At 55.4% G+C, this 22,772-nt stretch carries 23 protein-coding genes; 16 read left to right on the top strand and 7 right to left on the bottom strand.

Translation table 11 applies throughout. The features are described from left to right. Window positions 1–11: 11 nt before the first annotated feature. Window positions 12–2,117, bottom strand: coding sequence for a S9 family peptidase (locus G512_RS21860; RefSeq protein WP_036490271.1), 2,106 nt, complete (start codon window positions 2,115–2,117; stop codon window positions 12–14). Between the two features lie 883 nt (window positions 2,118–3,000). On the opposite strand from G512_RS21860, the gene G512_RS0118670 reads away from it, so the two are divergent. The 10 genes from G512_RS0118670 to G512_RS21850 all read left to right on the top strand — a co-directional run bounded on the left by G512_RS0118670 (window position 3,001) and on the right by G512_RS21850 (window position 11,483). Beyond that, on the top strand, window positions 3,001–5,367 hold the full coding sequence (locus tag G512_RS0118670; RefSeq protein ID WP_028483019.1) for a putative monovalent cation/H+ antiporter subunit A: 2,367 nt from the start codon (window positions 3,001–3,003) through the stop codon (window positions 5,365–5,367). Further along, window positions 5,364–5,783 carry a Na+/H+ antiporter subunit B gene (locus tag G512_RS0118665; protein WP_028483018.1) on the top strand — a complete coding sequence of 140 codons (420 nt, stop codon included), beginning with the start codon at window positions 5,364–5,366 and terminating at the stop codon, window positions 5,781–5,783. The genes G512_RS0118670 and G512_RS0118665 overlap by 4 nt, the downstream gene beginning before the upstream one ends. Continuing rightward, window positions 5,783–6,160, top strand: a complete 378-nt coding sequence (locus G512_RS0118660) for a Na+/H+ antiporter subunit C (RefSeq protein ID WP_028483017.1) — start codon at window positions 5,783–5,785, stop codon at window positions 6,158–6,160. Before G512_RS0118665 ends, G512_RS0118660 begins: the two co-directional genes overlap by 1 nt. A gap of 3 nt (window positions 6,161–6,163) precedes the next feature. After that, a complete protein-coding gene (locus G512_RS0118655; protein ID WP_028483016.1) occupies window positions 6,164–7,756 on the top strand; it encodes a Na+/H+ antiporter subunit D in 1,593 nt (530 codons plus the stop codon). Continuing rightward, on the top strand, window positions 7,753–8,232 hold the full coding sequence (locus tag G512_RS0118650) for a Na+/H+ antiporter subunit E (protein WP_036490102.1): 480 nt from the start codon (window positions 7,753–7,755) through the stop codon (window positions 8,230–8,232). Before G512_RS0118655 ends, G512_RS0118650 begins: the two co-directional genes overlap by 4 nt. Then, entirely contained in the window at window positions 8,229–8,600 is a 372-nt protein-coding gene (locus tag G512_RS0118645; protein ID WP_028483014.1) for a cation:proton antiporter, read from the top strand. Before G512_RS0118650 ends, G512_RS0118645 begins: the two co-directional genes overlap by 4 nt. Then, window positions 8,597–8,950 (top strand): monovalent cation/H(+) antiporter subunit G, encoded by a 354-nt coding sequence (mnhG, locus tag G512_RS0118640; RefSeq protein ID WP_028483013.1) that lies wholly within the window; start codon window positions 8,597–8,599, stop codon window positions 8,948–8,950. Before G512_RS0118645 ends, mnhG begins: the two co-directional genes overlap by 4 nt. A gap of 442 nt (window positions 8,951–9,392) precedes the next feature. Continuing rightward, window positions 9,393–9,809, top strand: a complete 417-nt coding sequence (locus G512_RS0118630; protein WP_028483012.1) for a MucR family transcriptional regulator — start codon at window positions 9,393–9,395, stop codon at window positions 9,807–9,809. 469 nt (window positions 9,810–10,278) lie between these two features. Further along, window positions 10,279–10,734, top strand: coding sequence for a helix-turn-helix domain-containing protein (locus G512_RS21855; protein WP_208975070.1), 456 nt, complete (start codon window positions 10,279–10,281; stop codon window positions 10,732–10,734). Further along, window positions 10,731–11,483 (top strand): DUF6456 domain-containing protein, encoded by a 753-nt coding sequence (locus tag G512_RS21850; protein WP_051269644.1) that lies wholly within the window; start codon window positions 10,731–10,733, stop codon window positions 11,481–11,483. Before G512_RS21855 ends, G512_RS21850 begins: the two co-directional genes overlap by 4 nt. A 62-nt stretch (window positions 11,484–11,545) precedes the next feature. Here G512_RS21850 and G512_RS0118605 read toward each other — a convergent pair whose 3' ends face one another. Both G512_RS0118605 and G512_RS22295 read right to left on the bottom strand, forming a co-directional pair. Then, on the bottom strand, window positions 11,546–11,977 hold the full coding sequence (locus G512_RS0118605) for a SufE family protein (protein WP_028483010.1): 432 nt from the start codon (window positions 11,975–11,977) through the stop codon (window positions 11,546–11,548). 131 nt (window positions 11,978–12,108) lie between these two features. After that, window positions 12,109–12,783, bottom strand: a complete 675-nt coding sequence (locus G512_RS22295; protein WP_051269640.1) for a DUF5330 domain-containing protein — start codon at window positions 12,781–12,783, stop codon at window positions 12,109–12,111. A 324-nt stretch (window positions 12,784–13,107) separates the two neighbouring features. Between G512_RS22295 and G512_RS0118595 the strand changes: the two genes are divergently transcribed. Genes G512_RS0118595 through G512_RS0118585 form a run of 3 tightly spaced genes read left to right on the top strand, consistent with a single transcriptional unit; the run spans window position 13,108 to window position 16,036 of the window. Further along, window positions 13,108–14,868, top strand: a complete 1,761-nt coding sequence (locus G512_RS0118595) for a sensor histidine kinase (RefSeq protein WP_143181429.1) — start codon at window positions 13,108–13,110, stop codon at window positions 14,866–14,868. A 16-nt stretch (window positions 14,869–14,884) separates the two neighbouring features. Beyond that, window positions 14,885–15,649, top strand: a complete 765-nt coding sequence (locus G512_RS21840; RefSeq protein ID WP_051269637.1) for a peptidoglycan-binding domain-containing protein — start codon at window positions 14,885–14,887, stop codon at window positions 15,647–15,649. 36 nt (window positions 15,650–15,685) lie between these two features. Beyond that, entirely contained in the window at window positions 15,686–16,036 is a 351-nt protein-coding gene (locus G512_RS0118585) for a DUF1491 family protein (protein ID WP_028483008.1), read from the top strand. Window positions 16,037–16,079: 43 nt separating this feature from the next. Here G512_RS0118585 and G512_RS0118580 read toward each other — a convergent pair whose 3' ends face one another. Then, entirely contained in the window at window positions 16,080–17,156 is a 1,077-nt protein-coding gene (locus G512_RS0118580) for a hypothetical protein (RefSeq protein ID WP_143181428.1), read from the bottom strand. Between the two features lie 180 nt (window positions 17,157–17,336). On the opposite strand from G512_RS0118580, the gene G512_RS0118575 reads away from it, so the two are divergent. Both G512_RS0118575 and G512_RS21835 read left to right on the top strand, forming a co-directional pair. Beyond that, window positions 17,337–17,552 carry a hypothetical protein gene (locus G512_RS0118575; RefSeq protein ID WP_028483006.1) on the top strand — a complete coding sequence of 72 codons (216 nt, stop codon included), beginning with the start codon at window positions 17,337–17,339 and terminating at the stop codon, window positions 17,550–17,552. Between the two features lie 33 nt (window positions 17,553–17,585). Then, a complete protein-coding gene (locus G512_RS21835) occupies window positions 17,586–18,452 on the top strand; it encodes a hypothetical protein (RefSeq protein ID WP_051269634.1) in 867 nt (288 codons plus the stop codon). A 101-nt stretch (window positions 18,453–18,553) separates the two neighbouring features. Here G512_RS21835 and G512_RS0118565 read toward each other — a convergent pair whose 3' ends face one another. Genes G512_RS0118565 through G512_RS21830 form a run of 3 tightly spaced genes read right to left on the bottom strand, consistent with a single transcriptional unit; the run spans window position 18,554 to window position 22,094 of the window. After that, a complete protein-coding gene (locus tag G512_RS0118565) occupies window positions 18,554–19,144 on the bottom strand; it encodes a DUF1254 domain-containing protein (protein WP_036490099.1) in 591 nt (196 codons plus the stop codon). Then, window positions 19,141–19,833, bottom strand: coding sequence for a DUF1214 domain-containing protein (locus tag G512_RS0118560; protein WP_208975069.1), 693 nt, complete (start codon window positions 19,831–19,833; stop codon window positions 19,141–19,143). The genes G512_RS0118565 and G512_RS0118560 overlap by 4 nt, the downstream gene beginning before the upstream one ends. 5 nt (window positions 19,834–19,838) lie before the next feature. After that, complete coding sequence (locus G512_RS21830) at window positions 19,839–22,094, bottom strand: transglycosylase domain-containing protein (RefSeq protein ID WP_073833333.1); 2,256 nt, start codon at window positions 22,092–22,094, stop codon at window positions 19,839–19,841. A gap of 124 nt (window positions 22,095–22,218) precedes the next feature. On the opposite strand from G512_RS21830, the gene G512_RS0118550 reads away from it, so the two are divergent. After that, on the top strand, window positions 22,219–22,713 hold the full coding sequence (locus G512_RS0118550) for a YcgN family cysteine cluster protein (protein WP_028483003.1): 495 nt from the start codon (window positions 22,219–22,221) through the stop codon (window positions 22,711–22,713). The last annotated feature ends 59 nt before the right edge of the window (window positions 22,714–22,772 follow it).

Genomic DNA, 22,772 nt, shown 5'->3' with positions numbered 1-22,772 from the left:
TGAATCACAGTTCAGCTGATTTGGGAACCCACTTTGTCAACAGGCCCTAGGGCGAAGGCATAAACCAGCGCAACTTCTTTCAGCCGGTCAAATCGGCCAGAAGCGCCGCCATGTCCTGCATCCATATTGGTGCGGAGCATGAGGAGATTGCCGTCCGTTTTCTTTTCCCGCAACGTGGCAACCCATTTGGCGGGCTCCCAGTAAGTCACCCGAGGATCCGTCAGGCCGCCGAGTGCGAAGATTGCCGGATAGTCCTTGGCTTCAACATTATCGATTGGCGAATAGCTGGCGATATAGCGATAGGCATTGGGATCGGCGACCGGATTGCCCCATTCAGGCCATTCAGGTGGTGTCAGGGGCAGGGTTTCATCCAGCATGGTGGCCAACACATCCACAAATGGCACCTCCGCGATAATTCCCTTGAAATGATCGGGCGCCATGTTCGCGACCGCGCCCATCAGCATACCGCCCGCAGAGCCTCCCTGCGCGACGATGCGGTCATGGGAGGTAAAGTTTTGTTCGACCAGATGTTCGCTTGCCGCAATGAAGTCGGTGAAGGTGTTCTTCTTGAATTCTCGGCGTCCATTCTTGTACCAGCCAAACCCCTTGTCCTTGCCGCCTCGAATATGAGCGATGGCATAGATGTAGCCCCGGTCGACCAGCGACAGCGCGTTGCTGTTGAAGCTTGCGGGAATTGAAATGCCGTAGGAGCCGTAACCGTAAAGAAGGCATGGGGCAGTGCCATCCAAAGGCGTGTCACGTTTGTATAGTACTGTCACAGGCACCTGAGCGCCGTCCGGCGCTGTTGCTTGAAGTCGGCGAGTTACATAGGCCGAAGGGGTGTGTCCGGAGGGGACCTCCTGTTCCTTCCGCAACCGCCGATCACGGCTTTCCAGGTCGTAGTCATAAACGCGGGCAGGGGTCGTCATGGACGAATAAGTGAACCGGATGGTTGTCGTGTCGAACTCATAACCCGCTGAAAAGCCAAGGCTGTATGCCTCTTCTTCAAAGGCTATGATGTGTTCTGCGCCATCTGCAAGCTGGCGTACCACAAGGCGCGGCAAACCCTCGAACCGTTCGAGGCGAACCAAATGGTTCTTGTAGGTGCAGAACGAGAGAATGAGGCAGCCTGGGACATGGGGAACCAAGTCGGCCCATTGATCTCGCCCGGGGGTTGCCAGTTGTTTTGCAAGAGGTACGGTTACCAGTTTGAAGTCTTCGGCTTCACCAGCGTTGGTGAGGATGTACAGTAGATCGTCATGATCCTCTACGCTGTATTCAATGCCTGTCTCGCGCGCTGCGATCAATGTTGGCTGAGCAGTCGGATCTGAGGCCGGGATCAGCCATACCTCGGAGGTTTCATGATCGTGAATGTCGATCAGAATGAAACGCCCGGACTGGGTGCGGCCCACGCTCATGAAGAAACCGGCGTCCTTTTCTTCATAAACCAAGGTTGCAGTGCTGGGCGGTGTCCCCAGTTCATGCCGATACAGTTTGGACGGGCGGTGGTTGGCATCCATCTCCACGTAGAACGCATAGCGCCCATCGGCGGACCATACGCATCCACCGGAGGTGTTCGAGATCACCTCTTCCTGATCCTTGCCCGTCGTCAGATCGCGGAACTTCAAGGTGAAGTATTCCGAGCCCTTGTCGTCATAGGCCCAGCCTAACCATTTGTGGTCATCAGAGTGGGTAGCGCTGGCCAACTTGAAGTAGGCTTTGCCCTCCGCTTCCTTGTCGCCATCAAGCAGAATTTCTTGTTGTCCGTCCGGTTCGGTTCTCGGCACGCGGTAGAACACTGGATGCTGGCCGCCTTCAACATACTTCAGCGCATAGGCAAAAGGGCCGTCCGGCGCCGGAACGGAGCTGTCATCCTGTTTGATGCGCCCCTTCATTTCTTCAAAAAGGACTTTCTGCAAGTCCTCTGTGTCGGCCATTTGAGCTGTGGTGTACGCGTTCTCTGCCTCCAGATAGCTGCGAATATCCGCATCCAGCACAGATGGGTCATGCATGACTTCCTGCCAGTTGTCGGCGCGCAGCCAGTGGTAGGGATCGGATTTCTCGAAGCCGTGGTGGAGAGTAGTGTGGTCTTTCTTTTCTGCGCGGGGTGCGTCGATCAAGAGTGAAATCCTTATTGTTTCCTGTGGCTAAGGACGACTCGCATGGCGGGCTTGTTGTTTTTGCGTGGCGTCGCGAGTCGGAATATGACGAAGGTAGTGTGCCATCTGCCTTTTTGCGAGGGGCATCTGTCTCGTGGAAAGGAAGACTGTCCACAAAACTTGGGCGCCCAATAAGTGGAGATCATCACAAATTGGTGTGTCAAAATGTCAATTGGATGACCGCGGAAAAAGAGATGGTTTGCGGGCCAGAGGGCGAAAATGCACCCAAGGCGTTTATGGTTTATAGGAATGCATCTTCTGCGCGCCCCAATAATGCGCCGGATTTGAGCACTTTTTATCTGATCTGTTCGAATTGAGCGAAGGAACCGAAATATTGTTATCGCAGAAATCCGAAATAAACGGGAATTGATCGGGAGCTAACAAAAAGAGTCTCAAGGAATTGTCGCGTACCTCACTGCTTCCCTGCTAGTAATTCGGCCAAACAAATTTATCACAATAAGCTGGTGGCGTTCTTCAGAGCCTCAACTGCTTTGCTGGTTCTGAGTATTTGTTTTGAAATTCATCGTTTAAATTACGTCAATTGATGAATTTCCTAAGGTCTCTCGTGTAAAGAGTCTTTGGCATCCATGAACAGTTTCATTTCCGATCGTGCTCGCTATGTAGAAATAAAGGGTGGGTTAAGAGAAGTTCATGGCCAAGTGCGACGAAATAAACCAAATATGGAAAATTGCATAGCGACATATCGAATATACCCAACGTAATCGACTTGCCGTTTTAGGATGGGCACATTATGTCATGAGTTCGGTTGCCGAATTGTATGCTTTGGTATCGATTCGACTGACCAGCTTGAACTAATGACTAGCCTATAACGGAGTGCTAAATGCCATTTTCTGGTGTGGAGGCCACATTTTGGGCGATGCTCGCGCCCTTTGTAGCCGCAGCGCTCGCGCCGGTTCTCACGCAGAAGTTGAAACACAACGCTGCTTGGGTTCTCGCCGCGGTTCCTGCGCTGATCTTCGTGCACTTGCTCTCGCTTGTCTCTAGCGTCGCGTCCGGGCAGACGTACGCTTTGGGACTTGAGTGGGTGCCCTCCTACGGCGTCACCTTCTCCATCTATCTAGATGGGCTATCAACTCTTTTTGCGTTGCTTATATCTGGCATTGGCACCTTTGTGGTGTTGTATGCGGGGGGATATCTGAAAGGTCACCCCAAGCAAGGCAGCTTCTTTTCCTTCCTATTTCTCTTCATGGGGGCAATGTTGGGGGTTGTTCTGGCGAACAACCTGATAACCTTGTTCATCTTCTGGGAGTTGACCTCGATCACGTCCTTCCTGCTGATCGGGTTCGACCATCTTCGCACAGCGTCCCGGCGGGCTGCCATTCAGGCTCTGGTTGTTACTGGTGCCGGTGGGATGGCATTGCTGGCGGGCTTCATCCTGATCGGAATTGCCGGCGGTTCAATGGAGATGAACGAAGTCCTGGCATCCGGTGATGTTCTGCGCGACAGCAACCTCTATGGAGCCATTTTCGTCCTGATCTGTCTGGGTGCTTTCACGAAGTCGGCGCAGTTCCCCTTCCATTTCTGGCTGCCGAACGCCATGGAGGCCCCCACACCAGTATCCGCATATCTGCACTCCGCCACCATGGTGAAGGCTGGTGTGTACCTGCTCATGCGCTTGAACCCAGTCATGGGTGATACCGCGTTGTGGACCACTATTCTGCCGCTGTTCGGGGGCATTACACTTCTGGCCGGTGTCATTATCGGCATTCGCCAGACTGACCTGAAGCTCATGCTGGCCTACACGACGGTGGCCTCTTTGGGGCTGCTGGTCATGCTGACAGGTGCTCCGAATACGGTGGCAGTCAAAGGGGCAGTGATTTACCTCCTTGCTCACTCGTTGTTCAAAGGCTCTCTGTTCATGATGGCAGGAACCATTGATCACGAAGCAGGCACACGAGACATCACCAAACTGGGTGGCTTGCGCAATGCAATGCCAATCACCTTTGCTGCGGCTGTTCTTGCTGCGTTGTCCATGGCCGGTCTTCCGCCGTTCATTGGATTTGTGGCTAAGGAAGTCCTGTATGATGGCGCTTGGAACACCATTGGTTCTGGCTTCGTCATCGCGTTGGTGGCCCTGTGCGGCAACGTGTTGATGTTTGCTCTGGCCATGGCCGTGGCCCTCAAGCCATTCCTGGGTGAAAAAGTGGAGACACCCAAGCATGCGCACGAAGGTCCGATCCTTCTCTGGGCAGGGCCGATTACACTGGCGCTAAGCGGCTTGGCACTGGGCCTGTTGGCAGGGTATGCGGGCTATCTGTTCGTGAACCCAATGGTTTCGGCAGTCAGTGGCCTCGCGTACGGCAAGGAACTCTATCTGTTGCCGCACCACCTGAACATGGCGTTGGCAATGTCCGTGATCACCATTGCTCTGGGTGTTTTCGCGTTTCTGCGTATCGACTACCTGCGCGGTCTCGTGGATCGCATCCTGACCACCATCGGTTGGGGACCGGACAAGGGCTTCGATCAGCTTATCACGCTGGTTGTAAGGTTCTCTGACCGCTTTACGCGTCTGGTTCAAGGCGGTTCCATGGTTACCTACATGCGGCTTTCGTTTGCATCAGTGGCTGTAATGCTGTTCGTGCCGATGATGGTGACGGGTAACTGGCCAACCATGGTGGGCTTCGAGAACCTTGCGTATTTCGAATGGGCTTTTGTCGTTTTGGCAGTGATCGGCCTTTATGCCGTTATCACGGCGAAAAACCGCGTCACCGGCATTGTGTCATTGGGTATTACCGGTTTCTCGGTTGCCGTGATCTACACGCTGTTTGGTGCACCGGATCTGTCACTGACGCAGTTCATGGTTGAAACTCTGTCTGTGGTGATCCTGGCACTGGTCATGACCCGTCTTGATCTCAAACCGAAGGACGTTCGTTCCAAAGAGGATCGTGTCACTGACGGTGTGATCGCCGGCGGGGTGGGCCTCGGCGTGGCCATGTTGCTGATGACGATCGTACGTCTGCCATTCGACAGCACCTTGCCGCAGTTTTTCACCGAATACAGCTACAGCATCGCCCATGGTCGCAACCTGGTGAACGTGATCCTGGTTGATTTCCGTGGTTTTGATACGATCGGCGAAATCGCCGTTGTGATGGTAGCGGGTTTGTCCGTGCTGGCCTTGATCCGGGTGCGCCCGAAAAAGAGTCAGTCTGAGAAACTGGTGGAACCTGTTAAGGAGGCGGCAGAATGAATACGGTCATTTTCCGAACAATCGCCCCTTACCTTTCTGCATTGATGATGGTGTTTTCCATCTTCGTGCTGTTGCGGGGCCACAATGAGCCGGGCGGAGGGTTTATCGGCGGTCTGATTGCCGTATCCGCCTTTGCCATCTATGGCATCGCCTGCGGTGTTGCAGCCGTGCGTCGTGCCATGGTGGTTCATCCCATGAGCCTTGCGGGGATCGGTCTTTTCATCGCGGTCCTGTCGGTGTTGCCGAGCTATCTGTTCGCGCAGGCACCGATGACCAGCCAGTGGCTGATCTTCGACTTTCTCGGCTCTACAATGAAGCTGAGTACCCCGTTGGTGTTTGACATCGGCGTCTATCTGGTTGTGGTGGGTGCGATCACCTCCATTGCCCTGTCTCTGGAAGAAAGGGATGTGGACTGATGGAATATGTTTTCGCAATTCTTGTCGGCCTGCTGATGAGTGCGTCAATCTACCTGATGCTCTCCAAGAAGCTGGTCCGTGTCCTCATGGGCATTGCCATCCTGGGTAACGCTGTCAACCTCCTCATTTTCACGTCCGGGCGTCTGACCCGCAGCGTGCCGCCGTTCATTCCGGAAGGCAGTTATCTGCCTCTGGAGCAAACGGCCAACCCGCTGCCGCAGGCGTTGGTTCTGACCGCGATCGTGATTTCGTTTTCGTTTCTGGCGTATTTTCTGGTGCTCGGGTATCGGGCCTATCAGGAGCTGGGAACCGATGATGTTCTTGAAATGCGCGTGGCCGAGCCGAAAGGCGAAGAGAAGCCACCGCTGGGGTACTAATCAATGGCAGTTTCATCCAGTACAGTAGATATCTCGGCCGCCATGGTAACCCAGCCAGTGCAAGGCGCAGACTGGTTGCTTGTGCTGCCGTTGCTGTTGACCATGGCCGGTGGAGCCGTGGCCATCATGCTGCGCAAGAAAACCGCGGTACAGCCATGGATCGCCATCGGCGTCATCTCGTTGGTCGTTGTCTCCAACCTCGCGCTCTTGTCGCACGTCTTGCAGCATGGCGTCGTAACCATTGTCATGGGCAACTGGCTGCCTCCTTTCGGGATCGCGTTCACCGCCGACCCGATGGGTGCCTTGTTCGCCCTGGCAGCCTCAATCGTCGCCTTGTGCGCGGCGATTTATGCAACCGGGTCCATTGAGGCTTCGGAACGGCGCTACGGCTTCTTCCCGTTCCTCATTCTGTTGCTGACCGGTGTGACCGGTGCCTTCCTGACAGGTGATATCTTCAACCTCTATGTGTGGTTTGAAGTGCTCCTCATCGCGTCGGTGGGCATGATCATTCTGGGCAACGATAAGGCCCAGATTGATGGCGGTGTGAAGTATGCCGTTCTCAACTTTGTGGCAACGACCTTGTTCCTCATCGCCACCGGCCTGCTTTACGGCTTGGTGGGAACTTTGAACATGGCCGACATCGCCATCAAGGTGAGCGAGCTGGAAGGGCAGGGGCCGATCTACGGAATCGCCGCGCTCTATTTCCTCGCGTTTGCCATGAAGGCGGCGGCGTTTCCTGTCAACTTCTGGCTCCCGGCGTCTTACCATACACCCCGCATCGTGGTCTCTGCTGTGTTCGGCGGCTTGCTGACAAAGGTTGGCGTCTACGCTCTGCTGCGGGTTGTGCTGATGCTGATGCCTGAAACACGTGAGTGGATGGGCAGCTTCATCGGATTTGTCGCTATCATAACCATGCTCTCCGGCGTTTTTGGTGCCCTTGCTCAGACCGACATTCGCCGGATGATCGGCTATCTGGTCATCTCGGGCATTGGCTCCATGCTTGCGGGTCTGGCTGTTGGCAATCAAATCGCGGTTGCCGGGGCGATCTTCTATGCAGCGCACTCCATCTTGTGCATGACCGCGCTCTACTTCCTCGCGGGCTTGATGTTCAACATCGGCGGCTCGTTCTCCATGCGCGAGCTTGGTGGACTCTACACCAAAAGTCCGCTCACGGCCGGGTGTGCCCTTGTCTTGCTGCTTGCCGTTGCAGGTTTGCCTCCGTTCTCCGGGTTCTGGCCCAAAGTGATGCTGGTAGAAGGCGCTCTGGCCGATGGCAGGGGCCTTGTGGCTGCGTCCATTCTGGTCACGGGTGTGCTTACCGCCATTGCAATCGGTCGGTTCTGGATCTTCTGCTTTTGGCGCGGAGGGCCGGAAGGCACTGAGGATGGCACGCTTGTGCCGCAGGCAGATGGCTCCGTGGCTGCGAATGCCGTTTCGCTACCTGCCAATATAACCTTGTCGCTGGGGGCGCTGACAGCCATCATCATTCTTGTTGGGGTCTTCCCGGAAGGGGTCATGGCCATAGTCAGCAAGGGTGCCGCATCGCTTGTTGACCCGAATGCCTATGTCCAGTCTGTCTTTGGAGTTTGGCCATGAAAAGTAAGCTCTTTCTGATCAATCTGCTGATGGCGATTGTCTGGGGCGCTGTCTCGGGCTCCTTTGATGCGCTCAACTTGGTGTTCGGTTTCCTGCTATCGTCGATTGCGCTCTACGTGATCCGCGAGCAGGTACCGTTTCAGCAATACGCAGGCCGTTCCTCGCGAATGTTGATGCTGGCCTACAGCTTCCTTCGTGAAGTCGTGATGTCATCCTGGCGGGTGCTGTGCATCGTCATGTCACCGAACATGAAGTTGCGGCCGGGCATTATCGCGCTGCCGCTCACGGTGACACGAGACAATGAAATCACCCTGCTGGCCAACATGATCACGCTCACGCCCGGGACCCTGTCCATGGATGTTTCGGACGACCGCAAAACCCTGTTCATTCACTGCCTTGATGTACCGGATCCTGATGAGACAATTCGCGATATCAAGGAAGGGTTTGAACGACAGATCATGGAGTGCTTCAGATGACATTTGAGCAATTTGCCTCCACCTTCCTGTGGTTTTCCGTTCACTTTGCACTGGCAGTCCTGTCGGTTACGTTTCTCTTGATCGTCTACCGCATCATCAAGGGGCCGGGTTTGCCAGACCGGATCGTAGGGCTTGATCTGCTTGTGGCCGTTGCCATTGGTTTGATGGCGGCTGTGGGTGTGCGTTCGCAATATGTTTTGTACGTGGACATTGCACTGGCGCTGGGGCTGGTAGGCTTCCTGGCAACCGTGGCTTTCGCAAGATTTGTTCTCAACCGCGGTCGAGTTCATGACCCGGCGATCGAGGATGAGGTCGGCGTCTACTACGTCAAGGAGGACATGTACATTAAGGAGGACACGAAATCATGATGGCTCTTCACGACATTCTGGTGGGCCTGTTGCTGATTTCTGGCTCCATCTTCGCTTTTGCTGCTGCAATGGGATTGCTGCGTCTGAAAGACGTTTATCAGCGCATGCATGCCGCCTCGAAAGCGGGAACGCTTGGTTCTGGGCTCATGCTGTTGGGCCTTGGGATTTATGCGATTGATCTTGGGGTGTTTGCCCGCGCATTTGCCGGGTTCTGTTTCTTTATCCTGACGGCACCGGTTGCGGCGCATCTGATAGCGCGGGCTGCTTATGCCGTGGGTTATCGACCAACCCAGGACACGATCATGGACCCACGCGTGCCCCCGCAACCGGGGAGTGACAACGCCGGTTGACCACCGCGTAACGGTAGTTTTGCGAAAAACTTAACGGAATTAGAGCGCCGCGACTTGATGTTTCAGGTTGCGGCGCTGTTTTTATTTGTCGTTTCCGCACGGCGCGGCGGCTTATATGTGCCCCAGCGTCAAATCTGGGCTTGTGAGAATGTGGCAGCTTGCCATAATTACTTCCCTACATCAGGGCAATTAGTGCGGCTAGACAAGTTGCCTCTGCATCTTTCCAGAAAAAAAGCTTAGTAACCAAGAAAAAGGCTGCTTTTTTTTCTTGAGAAAAGGTAAGGCGATCTCTATAAATGGCCACCATGGTTTTACGCCGAGTTGAATCATCTGTATTGTAAAGATCGCCTGAAGTATGCTGTGCATGCGGACGATTTCACTTAAATACAGTATCGCGGTGTAAAGAGATTAAAATCGATTTTCGTAAGATAACGGGTGAGAAATGAGCGAGATCCCAGCAGATAATAACTTGATTGAACTGACGGCGGACATCGTGTCTGCCTATGTCAGCAATAACACTGTTGCGTCCGCGGATCTGCCTGTGTTGATCACCGATGTGTACGTTGCATTGCAGAAGACCAGCGGCGCTATCACAGAGCCAGAGCCTGAACCGCTTAAGCCAGCTGTGCCGATCAAGAAGTCGGTCACGAACGATTACATCATCTGTCTTGAAGATGGTAAGAAGTTCAAGTCGCTGAAGCGTCACCTGCGCACGCACTATGACATGACACCGGAAGAATACCGCGAGAAGTGGGGCCTGCCTTCAGACTATCCAATGGTTGCACCGCACTATGCGGCAGCCCGGTCTGAGCTGGCCAAGAAGATGGGCCTTGGGCAGCAGCGCAAGCGCACCAAGTAATAAGATATCCCCCAGGGATAAGGAAAGCCGCCAGTTCTTCACGGAGCTGGCGGTTTTTTTGTTGTCAGATAGCTGAAGATTGAACGCCGAAAGTTCAGGTGTTGGGCGATGAGGCGATTGGCGTCATATGTCCAGTGCCCTTGGCGACCGCGTTTTTGTTCGCCGTCATAGGCCGATGCCGCTTTACGAATTTTGCACTGGTGTGATTGGCCGTCAAACAACTTATCCTCCCTCATAATTCCTTTGTAATAACAAACAGCATTTTGATTCTGGGCCTGGGTCCTCCCTTGTTGAATAGACTTGTATGATTATGCGCATAACTATTAGAGATGTGGATTTCTATTAATGATAAACGTGAAGGTTCCGTTGAGATAGATCTGTTGCGGATACTTATCCCCCTCTGCTCCTGAGCACCCAATCATCAGGAAATACATGAGCTTTTTCTTGTGCTTGGATGCGAGGTGCAGACATGTTCAAAACAGGTCAGAACAGTAAGATATCCGGCAGCGCCACTGCGCCTTGTGCGATGCGTCCGCCAGATCGAAAAGGGCACAAGCCGAGTGACGCTCTTGCGTGGGTCGTAACCGGGCGGGTCGCTCTGGCCTTTGGGGTCAATCCGGAATACCTGCACAGTCCCACACGAGGAATGGCCAATGTCGCGCTTGCTCGGCAAGTGTCGATGTATCTTCTGCATGTTGCACTTGGAATGACTTTGGCTCGTGCAGGGGCTGCTTTCGACCGTGATCGCACAACAGCAGCTCACGCCTGCCGGGTCGTTGAGGACTTGCGCGACAATCCGGCATTTGATCGTCAGATCAGCGAACTCGAACGATTTACTCAGCGGGCGCGCGCGGGCCAATTTGCCATGCGGGATGTGCTGGAAAGCACGAACATGCCTCATGCCGCGGCGGGGGCAGTGTCATGACTGAGCTTACCCAACCCATGATCCGACTTTTACGCCGTGCGGGCGCCTCCCAAGCATCGCTGAAGGCATCTGATCCAGCCTTGGACATGAACCTGCTGCGAAGTGCGCGGGCGCAAGGATATATTGACGACTGTAGAGCGTCGTTAAAACTCACGGCCTTGGGGCGCCGTGTTTTGAAAAAGGCATTGAGCGAGGGGCTCTTGGAGGCGCCGCATCCGTTGTCGCGAGCCGGTGCTGGTCAGGTAATTGAAGGGTCTGACCGCTCGCGGGCCTCCGTGCCTTCAGAGGAAGCGTCCAAAAAAGGGCCGCTGGGTTGGTTGGCAGGACGCCAGAACCCTGATGGTGCGCCGCTCTTGTCTCGCGAACAGGTGGTGGCTGGCGAAACCCTTCAAGCGGACTATGAGTTTGGACAGTTGACCAGATCTCTCAGATCAAACTGGCGTACACAAAACGTGGGTGGTGGGGCAGGTCAGGAAAAGGATCTCACGAGCGCGGCGCTTTCCGCACGGCGGCGCACAGAGCAAGCGTTGGCCGCGATAGGGCCTGAGCTTTCAGGAGTGGTTGTCGATATATGTTGCTTTGGCAAAGGGCTTCAGCAGGTCGAATTCGAGCGGCAGTGGCCAGCGCGGACCGCGCGAGTTGTGTTGTCCCTCGGATTGTCAAGCTTGGCTCGGCACTATGGTATGAGCGTCGGTGCCTCTGACCAAAAACGGCGCTGCCATGGGGTCAGCGCCGATAGTGCCACTTAGATTGTAGATTTGACCAAGTGCACGGGCGAGCTGAAATCGGCCCGCCGAGTGCAGCGCCTGAGTCAAGCTGCTTCCAGGGCCTGACGGGCGTCTTCCTTGATGCGCTGGACCATGGACCGCAAGCCGTTCGAGCGTTGAGGGGTGAGATGTTCCTTCAGCCCAATCTTGTCAAAAACCTGATCAATATCATCATTGGCAATGAAATCTGCAGTACGCCCTGAATACTGAGCCAGAACAATAGCCACCAGACCACGTACAATGTGGGCATCGCTATCGCCCTTGTAGGTCAGCACAGGCTTGTCCGCTGCGTTCTTGTCGAGATGTTTGGCCAGCCAGACCTGAGAGACGCATCCCTGCACCTTGTTCTCTTCAGTGCGCTCGGCATCCGTAAGGGGCTCAAGTTCCCGGCCAAGTTCAATGACGTACCTGTAGCGATCCTCCCAATCTTCCAGGAACTCAAAGCCTTCCAGTATTTCGTCAATGGAACTTGCCATAGTTTGTCTCTCTTGAATGTAGTTTGTTGTCTTTCTAATGACACTGGTACGCGATCGCAAGCACTGCCCTGCTGTTAGGGCCACATAGCGATCCTCGTAGGCATGTCAACCACGTACAAGAAGGTGTTTGTCTAAAGGCCCATCGGTTTGGGCTGAGGAAGGGGTATAAGTGGGGCAAGGGCGGGATCTGCGGGAATGGTTGCACCCATACTCGTCGCGCCATCTTCATGCTCGGCAGAGGGGGATGTGGACGTGGCGGCGGTGGAGACTTTCCCGGCAGCGGCCATGGCGCTTTCTCGCAGGCTTTCCAACGCGCCGGACTCCACTGCAGCCTGAGCAAGACGCCAAGGAATTTCAAGGTCTTCCTGGGTGAGGGTTCCTTCAGGTACTGCGTTGGTCTGGCCGGCGCTCCCAATACCTTTTCGGGATTGTGTGCGAGTGGCGATGGTGTCCGGCTCGCCAGCCGCTTCAGCCGGCAAGGTGTCTACAGGTCCTGCAATTGGATCAACTTGCTCGCCAATCCCGGTTTCGGGCAGGGAGGATGGCTCTTCCTCGGTCACGTAGGAGGCAGCCATCAACGCCGCCTGTTTCGCCTTGAGTGCGACCAGCGTCATCACTGAACCACCCGTCTCACAGGTTTCCGGATTGCGTTCGCAAAAACCTGAAAGATCCGAAATGGTCGCATGCGCAGCCTTGTAGGCTTCAATCAACCCTATGGTTGGCGCTTCGTTGCCTTCGCCTGTGCCAATCGGCAACAAAAGCAAGACAAGCGAAATCCAGAAAACTGATCGCACAATGAAGGACATGGCAATACCCAGAGCACATGCAGCGTTGAAGATCTGACAGTGTCTTTAAACCCCGCAGATCTCCTGATTATCGTGTTGCTCCCAACAAGCTGTTGAGCTGATCTCTAAAAATTAAAGCATTTGTCCCTCGAAACCCTATACACATTGACTAAACTTTTACTTAAGTGAGCGAAGCTGGTGATGAGTTGCTTGGATAAGCAACAGTTAATTTAAACAGTGCGCTTTCGGAAGAAAGGTTCAACCTTCCTTAAACGGCATAGGGTTATCTAGCGTTGGCTCTGAGAGCCGGGGGGAGTCGTGGTGTTTCTGCGGCCGTGGAGTGTAGTGAGTAAACCGCAGGGTTCTTCATTGTTTATCAGTTGCTTAGATGGATTGTTGCATCCCGGTGCCCTGACAAGTCAGCGCCGCCTCATCCGTCAGCGGGCGTGGACCGTCTCTTGCCTGGCAGCCGGTTTGGTGGTCTTGGCCGCGTTTCCGTTTCTGATTCTCGACCTTCAGAACGTGGCGCCGCAGACGTGGGTTTGGCTTGGCTGGTTAATCTCTCATCTGGGTTTGTTGGTCCTTTTGTCGCGCACCGGTTCTGAGGCGATCACTCAGGTAGCATCCACGGGTCTTTTAGCGCTGATTGTGTGTGTTGGCTCCCTTGTTGCTGGTATTTCGCCAGCAGTTGCGGCGTTCTTGTTGGCGCTCGGTCTTGTCGAGCCACTGATGAGGCGATGGAGCTGGGTCATCCCGTCGTGTCTTGCATTGGCTGCCACAGGCATGGGCGGAGCACTGGCACTACCGATGGTATCGGGCACGTTTCTCCCGCCTGGAAGTGCGTCCGCTGGTGCGATTGTAGCTGAGCTCATGTTGTTTTCTCAGGCTGTTCTTGTGGGCCTTCGAGTTTTCATGGCTCAAAGGCAGATGGAAGCCGAGTTAGATCGGATTCAAAGCGTGCAAGCCGTGCAAATGAGCCGGACACGAGAAGCATGCTGCTATTTCTCGCAGGATGGTGATATTCGCTACACCTGTGCCAGCTTTGCTAAGGTCTTGAAATGGCAGCAGGGTGCGGTAACCACGCGCGGGTTGTTCAATCGTCTGCTTCCGCAGGATCGTCCGGCCTTCTTGAAGGCGCAAAGCGAGAATACTGCTACTGGAAGGCCCCAAAGCGTTCAGATCCGTTTGGTAGACGCGGATGATAAAGCACGGCTTTATCATGTTGAGTTCCACAAGATGGGATGCGAGATGCCGGACTGCCCAGATGCAGCCCAACTGGCATTCTTCCGGGATCTGTCGGAGTTCAGTGATCGTCTTTCTGATCTTGAGGAAGAACTTGATCGCGCGCGCGCCGCACTGTCCTCGCGAAATCACAACATTGCTTTGGCCTGCCACGAAATCAAAACGCCGTTGAACGCCATCGTCGGGTTCTCTGAATTGCTGCTCAATGCAAACAACTACAGCATTTCGCCCGAAACACGGCACGAGTATCTGGAACTGATCGCGGCAACTGGGCGCCATATGGCAAAGGTAACGGAATCCACATTGGAACTGGCCGCCTTGGACGCAGATGCAACAACATTTGAAGTGTCGGACTTCGACATTCAGTCCTGTCTCGATGAGTGCCTCGCATTGGTCCGTCAATCTGCTGAACAGGAACGAATCGATTTGCGATTACAGCTGGATGAGTCGATCGGTTCACTCGCAGCGGATCAAACCGCCGTACGCCAGATTTTCACAAACCTTTTGACCAATGCTGTCAAATTCACAGATCAAGGGGGCACAGTTACGGTTTCTGCCACACGAACGCCTGATGATGTTTGTATCGAGGTGGCTGACACAGGCATTGGAATTGATGCAGCGGACCTGCCACATGTGTGTGAACCATTTGTTCAGGCTCGCTCCGCTAAGCTTGTGGCAAACAAAGGTAATGGACTGGGCTTGGCGCTAGCCAAAAAATTGACTGAGCGCCAAGGGGGGCAGTTTCAGATCACGAGTCGGATCGGGCAGGGAACCAGCGTTGTGGTGCGGCTTCCTGCAAATGCTTCAGGATCTTCCCATCGCTCCCACGAGCCACAGTCATTGCCTGAAAGATGTGTCGCGTGAGTGGAGTATTGAGTAGATGGCGCGTAGAAAGCCAGCACGCACCCATGAAGAGCCCTACGAGGAGCCGGAGGCTCACTACGAGTATTCGCTGGTAGGCGACGAGGAGGCTGTTGGTGCGCGCAGCAGCCGGTCTTTCGTCACCTCCACCGCAATACTCATGGGCATTACCGGCTCATTGATCATCGGCAATGCCTTGATTTTTCAAGAAGGCCAGCATCCGGCGCCCCTATTTGCAACCAGAGACGTTACCCAAAGCCAGTTGACGGCCACTACTGCGGATCCGCGCCAACTTGAACACGTTGCGCTGGTGCGTGACGTACAACGAGAGTTGCGCCGACTTCAGGTATACCCCGGTTCTGTGGACGGCTTGGAAGGCCCAGCCACCCAGCGAGCTGTGCGTGCATACGAGCGCGCTCGCGGCATGCCTGAGACTGGTAAGGTGACACCGCGCCTGCTTGCACGCTTGACCATGGATAGCGGCCCAGTGCAGGCCGCCACGGTTTCCATTCCCAAGCCACGTCTGCAACGTGTGTCCTCGGCCAGCCAGCCCATTCCTTCAGAATCCGGTCATATTGCGGCTTCCGAAACCAAGGTTCAGGCGGTGCAGCAGGTCCTGGCCGACCTGGGGTATGGCCCACTGGCTGTTGATGGGGTGCTCGGGGGGCAAACGACTGCGGCTGTAAAACAGTTCGAGCGGGATCGAGGGCTGGAAGTTACAGGTCAGCTGCGCGAATCCTTGGTCAAGGAACTGGAAAAAATAAGTGGCATGCAAATCCTTTAGCATGAGAGTAGATCCGAAACGCAGGAGATCACCTTCATGCGCGTAACCTCTGAGTTCTGGGTTGGTGCCTATATTCGCCAGTGTTTTGCACAGGAGGCTTTCGCCGGCATCCTCAAGAGGGGCGCTGCAGAAGCTGGTGCCATTTTTGTGTCGGTCGACAAGTTGAATGGCTCCTACGATTTGTACGGGCCCGCCCCCCAGAGTTTTTTCGATGAGCGCAAGCCGGTAGACCGGGAGTTTGAGAAAATTCTCTCGGATGTAGACAGGTTGGAAGTGCTTGCGCGCCTCGAAAAAGAGGGTCGATTCGACGAAGACTATTGGCACGTCGAAGTCGAGGACAAAGAGGGCCGGTCGTTCCTGTCGAACGTTGTCTCACAGGATCAATAAAGCCTGCCTCGAGTGCCATCCCATCTTGATGTTTGACGGAAGATCAGTGAACGGCGCTGGCTTTTTCCGGCTGTCCGTTTCCATGTCGAGTCCGAGCTCTGCGCAGCCGGCCCAGAACGTTTTCTCGAACGCCCGGCGTATCCATGTACATGGCATGGTGTTTTATCCGCTTTTGCGGCGCCGGCGCCGATACCCAGCTTTCAACCATCAGCAAGGCTGCATGAGGACAGAACATGTCATAATAGGCGAGCCGCTTGCGAACTGCATCAAGTGATAGGGTTCGACCGAGGTGATGAACCAGAATCCAACCGCAGAATGTGCGATTTAACCCAAGCGATTTGAGGGCCACCAACAAGCCATAGCCACTTTGGTCCTGAATGATCTTGTCGACTGCGTTTTGTGAAAGCGAGGTGTGGTCTTGCAGGAAGGCGCTAAGCCCGTCGACACCTCTTGTAATCACATCAAGGGTCAAGCCGCGTTGATCCGCACTGGCAAGGCGCCCGGCAGTTATGCGTCCCTCCGGACTGAACATGTCTGCTTCGCGTGCCTCGGCCTCGAACTTCTGAAGGCTTGCCATGCGTTCCGAATCCGATTGAGAAAGGAACGCATCGAGCCGTTTTCCCTCTTCTGGAGCTTCGGCGGTCTGAGGTGGTAGGCTGGTTGGCGGGACGCTGGGGCCAGCTTTAAAACTGGTCAGGGTGGCGTCAGCCTGCTGTGATAAAAGTGCCGCGAGTACCGATTTGGGGAGATCCAGCCGTTTGGAGATGGCATCACGCCGATGCTGCGGGCCATTGTCGACGGCCGCCAACAGGTAGGCCTCGCTAAGCCCGTCGCTGTATTGGAGTGTCAGACTACTCACATCCGGATCCGCGTCGCGGCCTAGAGATTCCAGGAGTTCCGTTGGTGCTTTGGAGCAGCCTACAAGCAGCTCAGCAACCTGATATCGCGAGGAAATATCGGTGTAGGGGAGATATTCGCGTGCGAGATCGCGATACATCTTCCGCTCTTCAGCGTCCTTGCGCAGGCTGCCGACAAACGCTTCAGTTGCGTCCAGAAGCACCGCGGAAAGGCTCTGAGAGGGAATTGTTTCTGTCGACCGACGAGGACTTTTCGCTTTCATGATCTGATCTACGCAGTACTGAGTATCAAAAATATCAGAGGCAACGCGTATAGCCTCAGCGGAAAATGCCCGTATAGAATTAGGGGTAATTTATTTATAGGCGATTAACCGTGATCGTCTTTAAATGAAATGTCTCAGGGTAAGCGTCACGTGTTTTGCGAGTAGGAAAGGAAAACTCTCATGGGCACAGTGTATGACTTTTATGCAGCACGCGCGCGCAGGCAGCGGTTCTGTGAGCGCAAACCCGCAGACAAGCCGGTAGGCCCTGCCGAAATTCATCTGTTCACGGGTGTTCGGCAGGAACGTTGGGGACTTGATTTGCCGCCGAGAATCGGGACGATCCCTCACATGACAGAGGGTGGGGCCCTTAAGCGCAGGGATCATGAGGATCTCTAAGGCGGCCACCCCAGTGGGGCAGGGCCTTGATACATGTCTTTGACGCGGGGCACACAAACGAAAAAAAGCATCGCCGCGACGCGCTGTGCCATCGGGCGGAAACGTCCTGTGCTTGTGCTTGGCATTTTGGGGTTGGCCGCCGTGTCAGCTTGCACGCGACCCACAGGTGATTTCGGACGGGCAGAACCCTCTGAGCTTCATGACAATTTGCTGCCCGATTTTGGTAAAGCATTGCGGTACACCACCCAGCAAACTGTCTCGACCTTCAATCTCACCGATGACGAAAAGGAACTGCGCAATCGCGCGTGGGCATTGATTGCACCACCGAGCTCGTCGGACTGGATTGGCATCACCACGACAGAACTGCGCCGAACCGGCATCTTGCCGGAAAAGTACCTCTGGATTGACCCTGAAAAGTATTACGAAGTGCTGCGGTCCGAGAAGTACCGCTCCAGTGAAACACGGTACAACCGGATTGTCCGGGATATGGAAAGCGATCGCACCCTGATAGCCCCTTATTGCGAAATTGCCCGCCGAGTGGCAGCGGCAGATAAGGAAAGGCGGTTGGCCTTGGAGCGCCGGCCGGCGCCGACGTCGGATGATGTGGCAGGGGTTTATGCCCGTCTGGAAGAAAACGACGATGTGACGCGCTGGGTCCTTGGTATGGCCACCATAAGGTTGAAGGCGTACCGTCATGCCAAGAACACGCTGGAACTGGAAACACCGTCCAAGGAAAAGATCTGGTCGGCAAATCACGCCTACAACGCCCTGACGCAGGAATACATCATGCTATTTGAAGACTGCGGGCTGGAGCAGGGGCAGGAGGTGGTCGCCGAAGGCCCCTTGAAGTCGCGTATTCTTCAAGGGTGGGGACAAGAGTCTCCGCCGCCACAAAAATAGCAGGGATTTCAAGCCTCTCCAAAACGCGGTGGGATAGCAAATCTTGCTCTTGTGGCGAGGGGCTTTGGTGGCACCCCGCCTCTCACGCTACCCCACACCACTCAGATGCTGCTGATGCGGGAGGTGCATTCCGCTTGAGCCAGGCCTTCCATGACCCGTGGTTCGTAGGCCGCACCGGGGACGAACGCGCGAACCAGCGCAAAACCTTCCAGTTCCTCGGTCTCGATGATGATCATCTCCTCAAGTTCGGCTGGCGGATTTTCGCGAAGGATTGCGAGCTGCTCGCGGGTAATCACCAACATGGAGATTTCCCCCCGATCGGCAGTGCGGTCATTGAGGCTGTAGATGGTTTGTCCTTCGCGATTGAACAACGCAATGGACCAGAACGGCGAAGCAATGCCGGTTCGCATCAGCACGGGGCCTTGGTCCAGATGATAGCGGCAAATTGCATGACGCATGGTTGGATCAAGATCCGCCAGCGGTTCGGTGCGGGGCAGGACCGGTGGAAGAATGTGAAATTCCCTGTCGGGGCCGAACTGGCCAACCTTGTCGAACAGGTTGAAAGGCACCTGTGCGGGAACGGACAGAACGATGATGATATGGATTATCCCCCCGACCAGAAGTCCGGCAAGGCCCCACAGATACCAGCGCGGGCTCTTGAGTTCTTTCAAGACACGATGGGTATAGGTCACTGGCAATCCCCCCGAATGATCGAGGGCATGACCGGGTCAGCGATGCCAGCGCCCGTGGTCAGCGGTGTATCATAAAGCCGCAATGCAAAGACAAGCCCACCGCCAAGACCGGTTGGAAGCCAATTGCCCGGACGTGCCTTGCGCGAGGCCACAATTTCAAACCGGCCGTCGGAGGAACGCAACACATCCTCACTGGTCAGATAACTGCGTCCGGCGTCGGTTGCCAGCAGTTCCAACTGCTGATCAACGGCAGTCAGGGTCCACAGTCGCGCCGGAGGCGTCTTGCCGGAGATCGTGTAGGTACAGGAAGGATCGAGCAACTGCCCGCGATCATCCACGACTGCATAGAACGCGAGGCCCTCGCCGCTGCCCATGGGGATACGCAGGGTGCGGGCGAAGATCGCCGCGCTGTAAGGATCCGCCTGATCGGTCCCGGCTTTTGGGTGGGCTACCCAGACGCCGCTTTGCAGGGCTTCGAAGGGGGAAGACTTGGTGAGCGCCATGTAAGCTGAGCCAACGCCGATGCCCACTGCAATCATCAGGAACAGCAGGAACGGCCCGAACGAAATGAACGGCGCCTTGAACAAGAGACGAGATACCCGTGGCCAGGGCTTTTGCCAACTGGTCTCCGGGTCATAGTAAGTGGGCTGCGGCTGCTTCAACAGCGCCAGCGACGGCATTTTGGGCATGGATGTCATCTGGTCACAACGGCCTGTTCACCAACGGTTCGGGCGGCTTGTACTTGCTGCAACCCTGAGACCTGCGAGGGGGCCTCATGCAGGCTTTCGAGACGTTGGTGCAAAGCCTCAAGAACACGCTGTGACTTTGCATTCAGCACCTCGGGGGTCTGGTTGTCCTCGTTGTCCTGCGACGCCAGAAGCTGAGTTTGCGCCTGAAAGTCCGGCGGGTCGACGCCGGGCATGGGCTTTAGGGTAACATCCTTGTGCGCATACCCCATGAAACTGCCCCAGGTCATGGCGGGCAGGGAGCCGCCTGTCATACGGCGGGTGGAGGAAAAGTCGTCGTTGCCAAACCAGACCGCGGTTGACATGTTGCCCGTGTAGCCCACAAACCATGCATCCCTGTAGGCCTGAGTTGTTCCCGTTTTGCCGGCAGCAGTGATGCCTTCCAATCGGGCGCGGCGTCCGGTTCCGCGTTCAACAACGTTGACTAGAACGTCATTGAGCTCGGCAACCTTGTCAAACGGCAAAACCCGCAGAGGGCGCGGCGCATCACGCTCGTGACTATAGATGATATCCCCGTCAGAGTTGCGCATTTCTTCAACGGCGTAGGGTTGAACCTTGAGCCCACCGGTGGCCAGCGTGGCATAGGAGCTGGCCATGTCCATGACGGTAACTTCTGACACGCCAAGGGGCATGGCTCGGGTGATCTTCAACTCGTGTTGAATGCCCATCATGTAGGCAGCGTTCGCAATCTTGTCGCGTCCGATGTTTTGCGCCAGCCGCACCGGTATCGTATTGATGGAACGGGTCAAAGCGGTTTTCAAGGTCACCGCTCCCGAATAACCGCGGGAATAGTTTCGAGGGCTCCAACCGCCGATGGAGATGGGGGCGTCTGGCACCACACTGTCGGGGGAATAACCGTTCATGAACGCAGCCATGTAGACGAACGGCTTGAAGGCCGACCCGGGTTGGCGCAAGGCATCTGCAGCTCGGTTGAACTGGCTCGAGTCGTAATCTCTTCCCCCCACCATGGCGCGCACGGCACCCGTCGTTGAAACTGCTGCCAGAGCTGCTTCTTCAACACCATAGCGGTCGCCATATTGGCGCAAGATGCTTTCAACGCTGCTTGATGCCTGCTTTTGAAGGTTTGGATCCAGCGTGGTGCGCACGGTAACAATTCGGTCCTCACCCAGCTCCGGGAACTGCTTGGCAAGGTCCTGCACATTCTGAAAAGCCCAATCAAGATAATGGTCTGGCGCATCTTCCTTGCTTCGGTCCACGGCAACGGCCGGGTTGCGGCGGGCGGCAATAACCTGTCCTTCGGTCATGAAGCCTGCCTCCACCATGTTGGTGAGCACTTCGTTGGCGCGTGCGCGGGCGGCTGGCAGGTTCTTGTGCGGGGCGATGGCCGACGGTGCCTTGTAAAGCCCGGCCAGAACGGCGGCCTCGGCCAGGTTTATCTCTCTGACATCCTTACCAAAATAGAATTCAGAGGCAGCGGCGACACCAAACGTTCCCGCGCCCATGTAGGCCCGGTCCAGATAAAGCTTCAGGATTTCCTGCTTGGACAGGCGCGCCTCGAGCCACAAGGCGAGGTAGGCTTCCTTGATTTTGCGTTCGAGCGTGCGTTCGTTTGAAAGAAACAGGTTTTTTGCGAGCTGTTGCGTGATGGAGGACCCACCTTGAACCACACGCCGTGCTTTCACGTTCGCTGCCATGGCACGCATGGTCCCCACAACGTCGATTCCAAAGTGCGTGAAGAAGCGTCTGTCCTCGGTGGCCAGCGTTGCCTTGATGAGGTGGTCGGGAAGTTCTTCAAGGGGGATTTTATCGTTCAGGAGGATGCCGCGTTTGCCGATCTCGTTTCCATACCGGTCGAGAAAGGTCACAGAAAAGTCGGCGGTGGTTTTCCAGTCGGAGGCCTCCGTGGCCTTGAAGGCCGGCTGGGCAAAGGCCAACATCACCACCAGACCCACCAAAAGGTAAGTGGCGCCTTCCGATCCCACTTCAGCCAACCCGCGATAGATTCCGCGTGCCCTGAACCGGCGCATGAACGTGGAGTAGGCGCGCCAGCTGCCGCCAAGCACGTCACCAATCCGCCAAAGCGCCGTGTCCAGCCACGCATCTGTGGCCAGCAGTCGACGGGAGATCCCGTTCAACGCCCTTTGAGTTGACCGTGGGGACTTTGGGGTCCGCCTGTTCTGGTTACCATGAGCAGAATTTTCCGTGACATTCTGCTCAACGCTGGTATCACGTTCGTCTTTCAACAGCCTGATCCATTCTGGCCTGAATACGCAAAAACTAAAAACGACGAGCGGGCTTGAACCCTGTACACTCTATCTTTATCCCGCTCGAACGCACACTAGAATATAGGCATAGAGATAAATACCGATGAAACCCCACGAATGTAGCAGTGTTCAGCCATTTTGGCGAACAAAAACCCTCGAACAGATGACCCCTGAAGAATGGGAGAGCCTGTGTGATGGGTGTGGTCGCTGCTGCCTGAACAAACTGGAAGACTGGGACACCGGTGATATCTACTGGACCAACGTAGCCTGTACTCTTCTGGATGGTCACACATGCCGGTGCATAAAGTATGAACGCAGGTTTGAAACGGTGCCTGATTGTGTGCAGCTCGACGCGGAAACGGTACGCAAACTCAAATGGCTGCCACCAACCTGTGCCTATCGGCTGGTTCGGGAAGGGCAAGAGCTGTACTGGTGGCACCCTTTGGTGTCTGGGGATCCGGAAACGGTTCATGCCGCCGGTATTTCCGTGCGCGACAAGACGGTCTCCGAAGATGGAATGGCCCCGGAGGACTACGAAGACCACTTGGTAGACTGGCCCAATGAAGATCCCAAGGTGGATGGGGCTGAGAAGGAATAATCCTTTTGGTACAGCGCTCGTGATCGGTTTAAGTCGTTCAACAGCAATCGCCTATTAAA

Origin of the sequence: Pseudovibrio exalbescens DSM 16456 (assembly GCF_000422785.1) — a bacterium.
Classification (GTDB): Bacteria; Pseudomonadota; Alphaproteobacteria; order Rhizobiales; family Stappiaceae; genus Pseudovibrio; species Pseudovibrio exalbescens.
The sequence above is the reverse complement of the archived record's forward strand: the minus strand, read 5'-3'. Positions and strand labels throughout refer to the sequence as shown.

Excerpts from the sequence above, each read along its gene's own strand:
- G512_RS0118670 (WP_028483019.1), top strand. The coding sequence starts at position 3,001 with ATGCCATTTTCTGGTGTGGAGGCCACATTTTGGGCGATGCTCGCGCCC.
- G512_RS0118665 (WP_028483018.1), top strand. The coding sequence starts at position 5,364 with ATGAATACGGTCATTTTCCGAACAATCGCCCCTTACCTTTCTGCATTG.
- G512_RS0118660 (WP_028483017.1), top strand. The coding sequence starts at position 5,783 with ATGGAATATGTTTTCGCAATTCTTGTCGGCCTGCTGATGAGTGCGTCA.
- G512_RS0118655 (WP_028483016.1), top strand. The coding sequence starts at position 6,164 with ATGGCAGTTTCATCCAGTACAGTAGATATCTCGGCCGCCATGGTAACC.
- G512_RS0118650 (WP_036490102.1), top strand. The coding sequence starts at position 7,753 with ATGAAAAGTAAGCTCTTTCTGATCAATCTGCTGATGGCGATTGTCTGG.
- G512_RS0118645 (WP_028483014.1), top strand. The coding sequence starts at position 8,229 with ATGACATTTGAGCAATTTGCCTCCACCTTCCTGTGGTTTTCCGTTCAC.
- mnhG (WP_028483013.1), top strand. The coding sequence starts at position 8,597 with ATGATGGCTCTTCACGACATTCTGGTGGGCCTGTTGCTGATTTCTGGC.
- G512_RS0118630 (WP_028483012.1), top strand. The coding sequence starts at position 9,393 with ATGAGCGAGATCCCAGCAGATAATAACTTGATTGAACTGACGGCGGAC.
- G512_RS21855 (WP_208975070.1), top strand. The coding sequence starts at position 10,279 with ATGTTCAAAACAGGTCAGAACAGTAAGATATCCGGCAGCGCCACTGCG.
- G512_RS21850 (WP_051269644.1), top strand. The coding sequence starts at position 10,731 with ATGACTGAGCTTACCCAACCCATGATCCGACTTTTACGCCGTGCGGGC.
- G512_RS0118605 (WP_028483010.1), bottom strand. The coding sequence starts at position 11,977 with ATGGCAAGTTCCATTGACGAAATACTGGAAGGCTTTGAGTTCCTGGAA.
- G512_RS22295 (WP_051269640.1), bottom strand. The coding sequence starts at position 12,783 with ATGTCCTTCATTGTGCGATCAGTTTTCTGGATTTCGCTTGTCTTGCTT.
- G512_RS21840 (WP_051269637.1), top strand. The coding sequence starts at position 14,885 with ATGGCGCGTAGAAAGCCAGCACGCACCCATGAAGAGCCCTACGAGGAG.
- G512_RS0118585 (WP_028483008.1), top strand. The coding sequence starts at position 15,686 with ATGCGCGTAACCTCTGAGTTCTGGGTTGGTGCCTATATTCGCCAGTGT.
- G512_RS0118580 (WP_143181428.1), bottom strand. The coding sequence starts at position 17,156 with ATGAAAGCGAAAAGTCCTCGTCGGTCGACAGAAACAATTCCCTCTCAG.
- G512_RS0118575 (WP_028483006.1), top strand. The coding sequence starts at position 17,337 with ATGGGCACAGTGTATGACTTTTATGCAGCACGCGCGCGCAGGCAGCGG.
- G512_RS21835 (WP_051269634.1), top strand. The coding sequence starts at position 17,586 with ATGTCTTTGACGCGGGGCACACAAACGAAAAAAAGCATCGCCGCGACG.
- G512_RS0118560 (WP_208975069.1), bottom strand. The coding sequence starts at position 19,833 with ATGCCCAAAATGCCGTCGCTGGCGCTGTTGAAGCAGCCGCAGCCCACT.
- G512_RS0118550 (WP_028483003.1), top strand. The coding sequence starts at position 22,219 with ATGAAACCCCACGAATGTAGCAGTGTTCAGCCATTTTGGCGAACAAAA.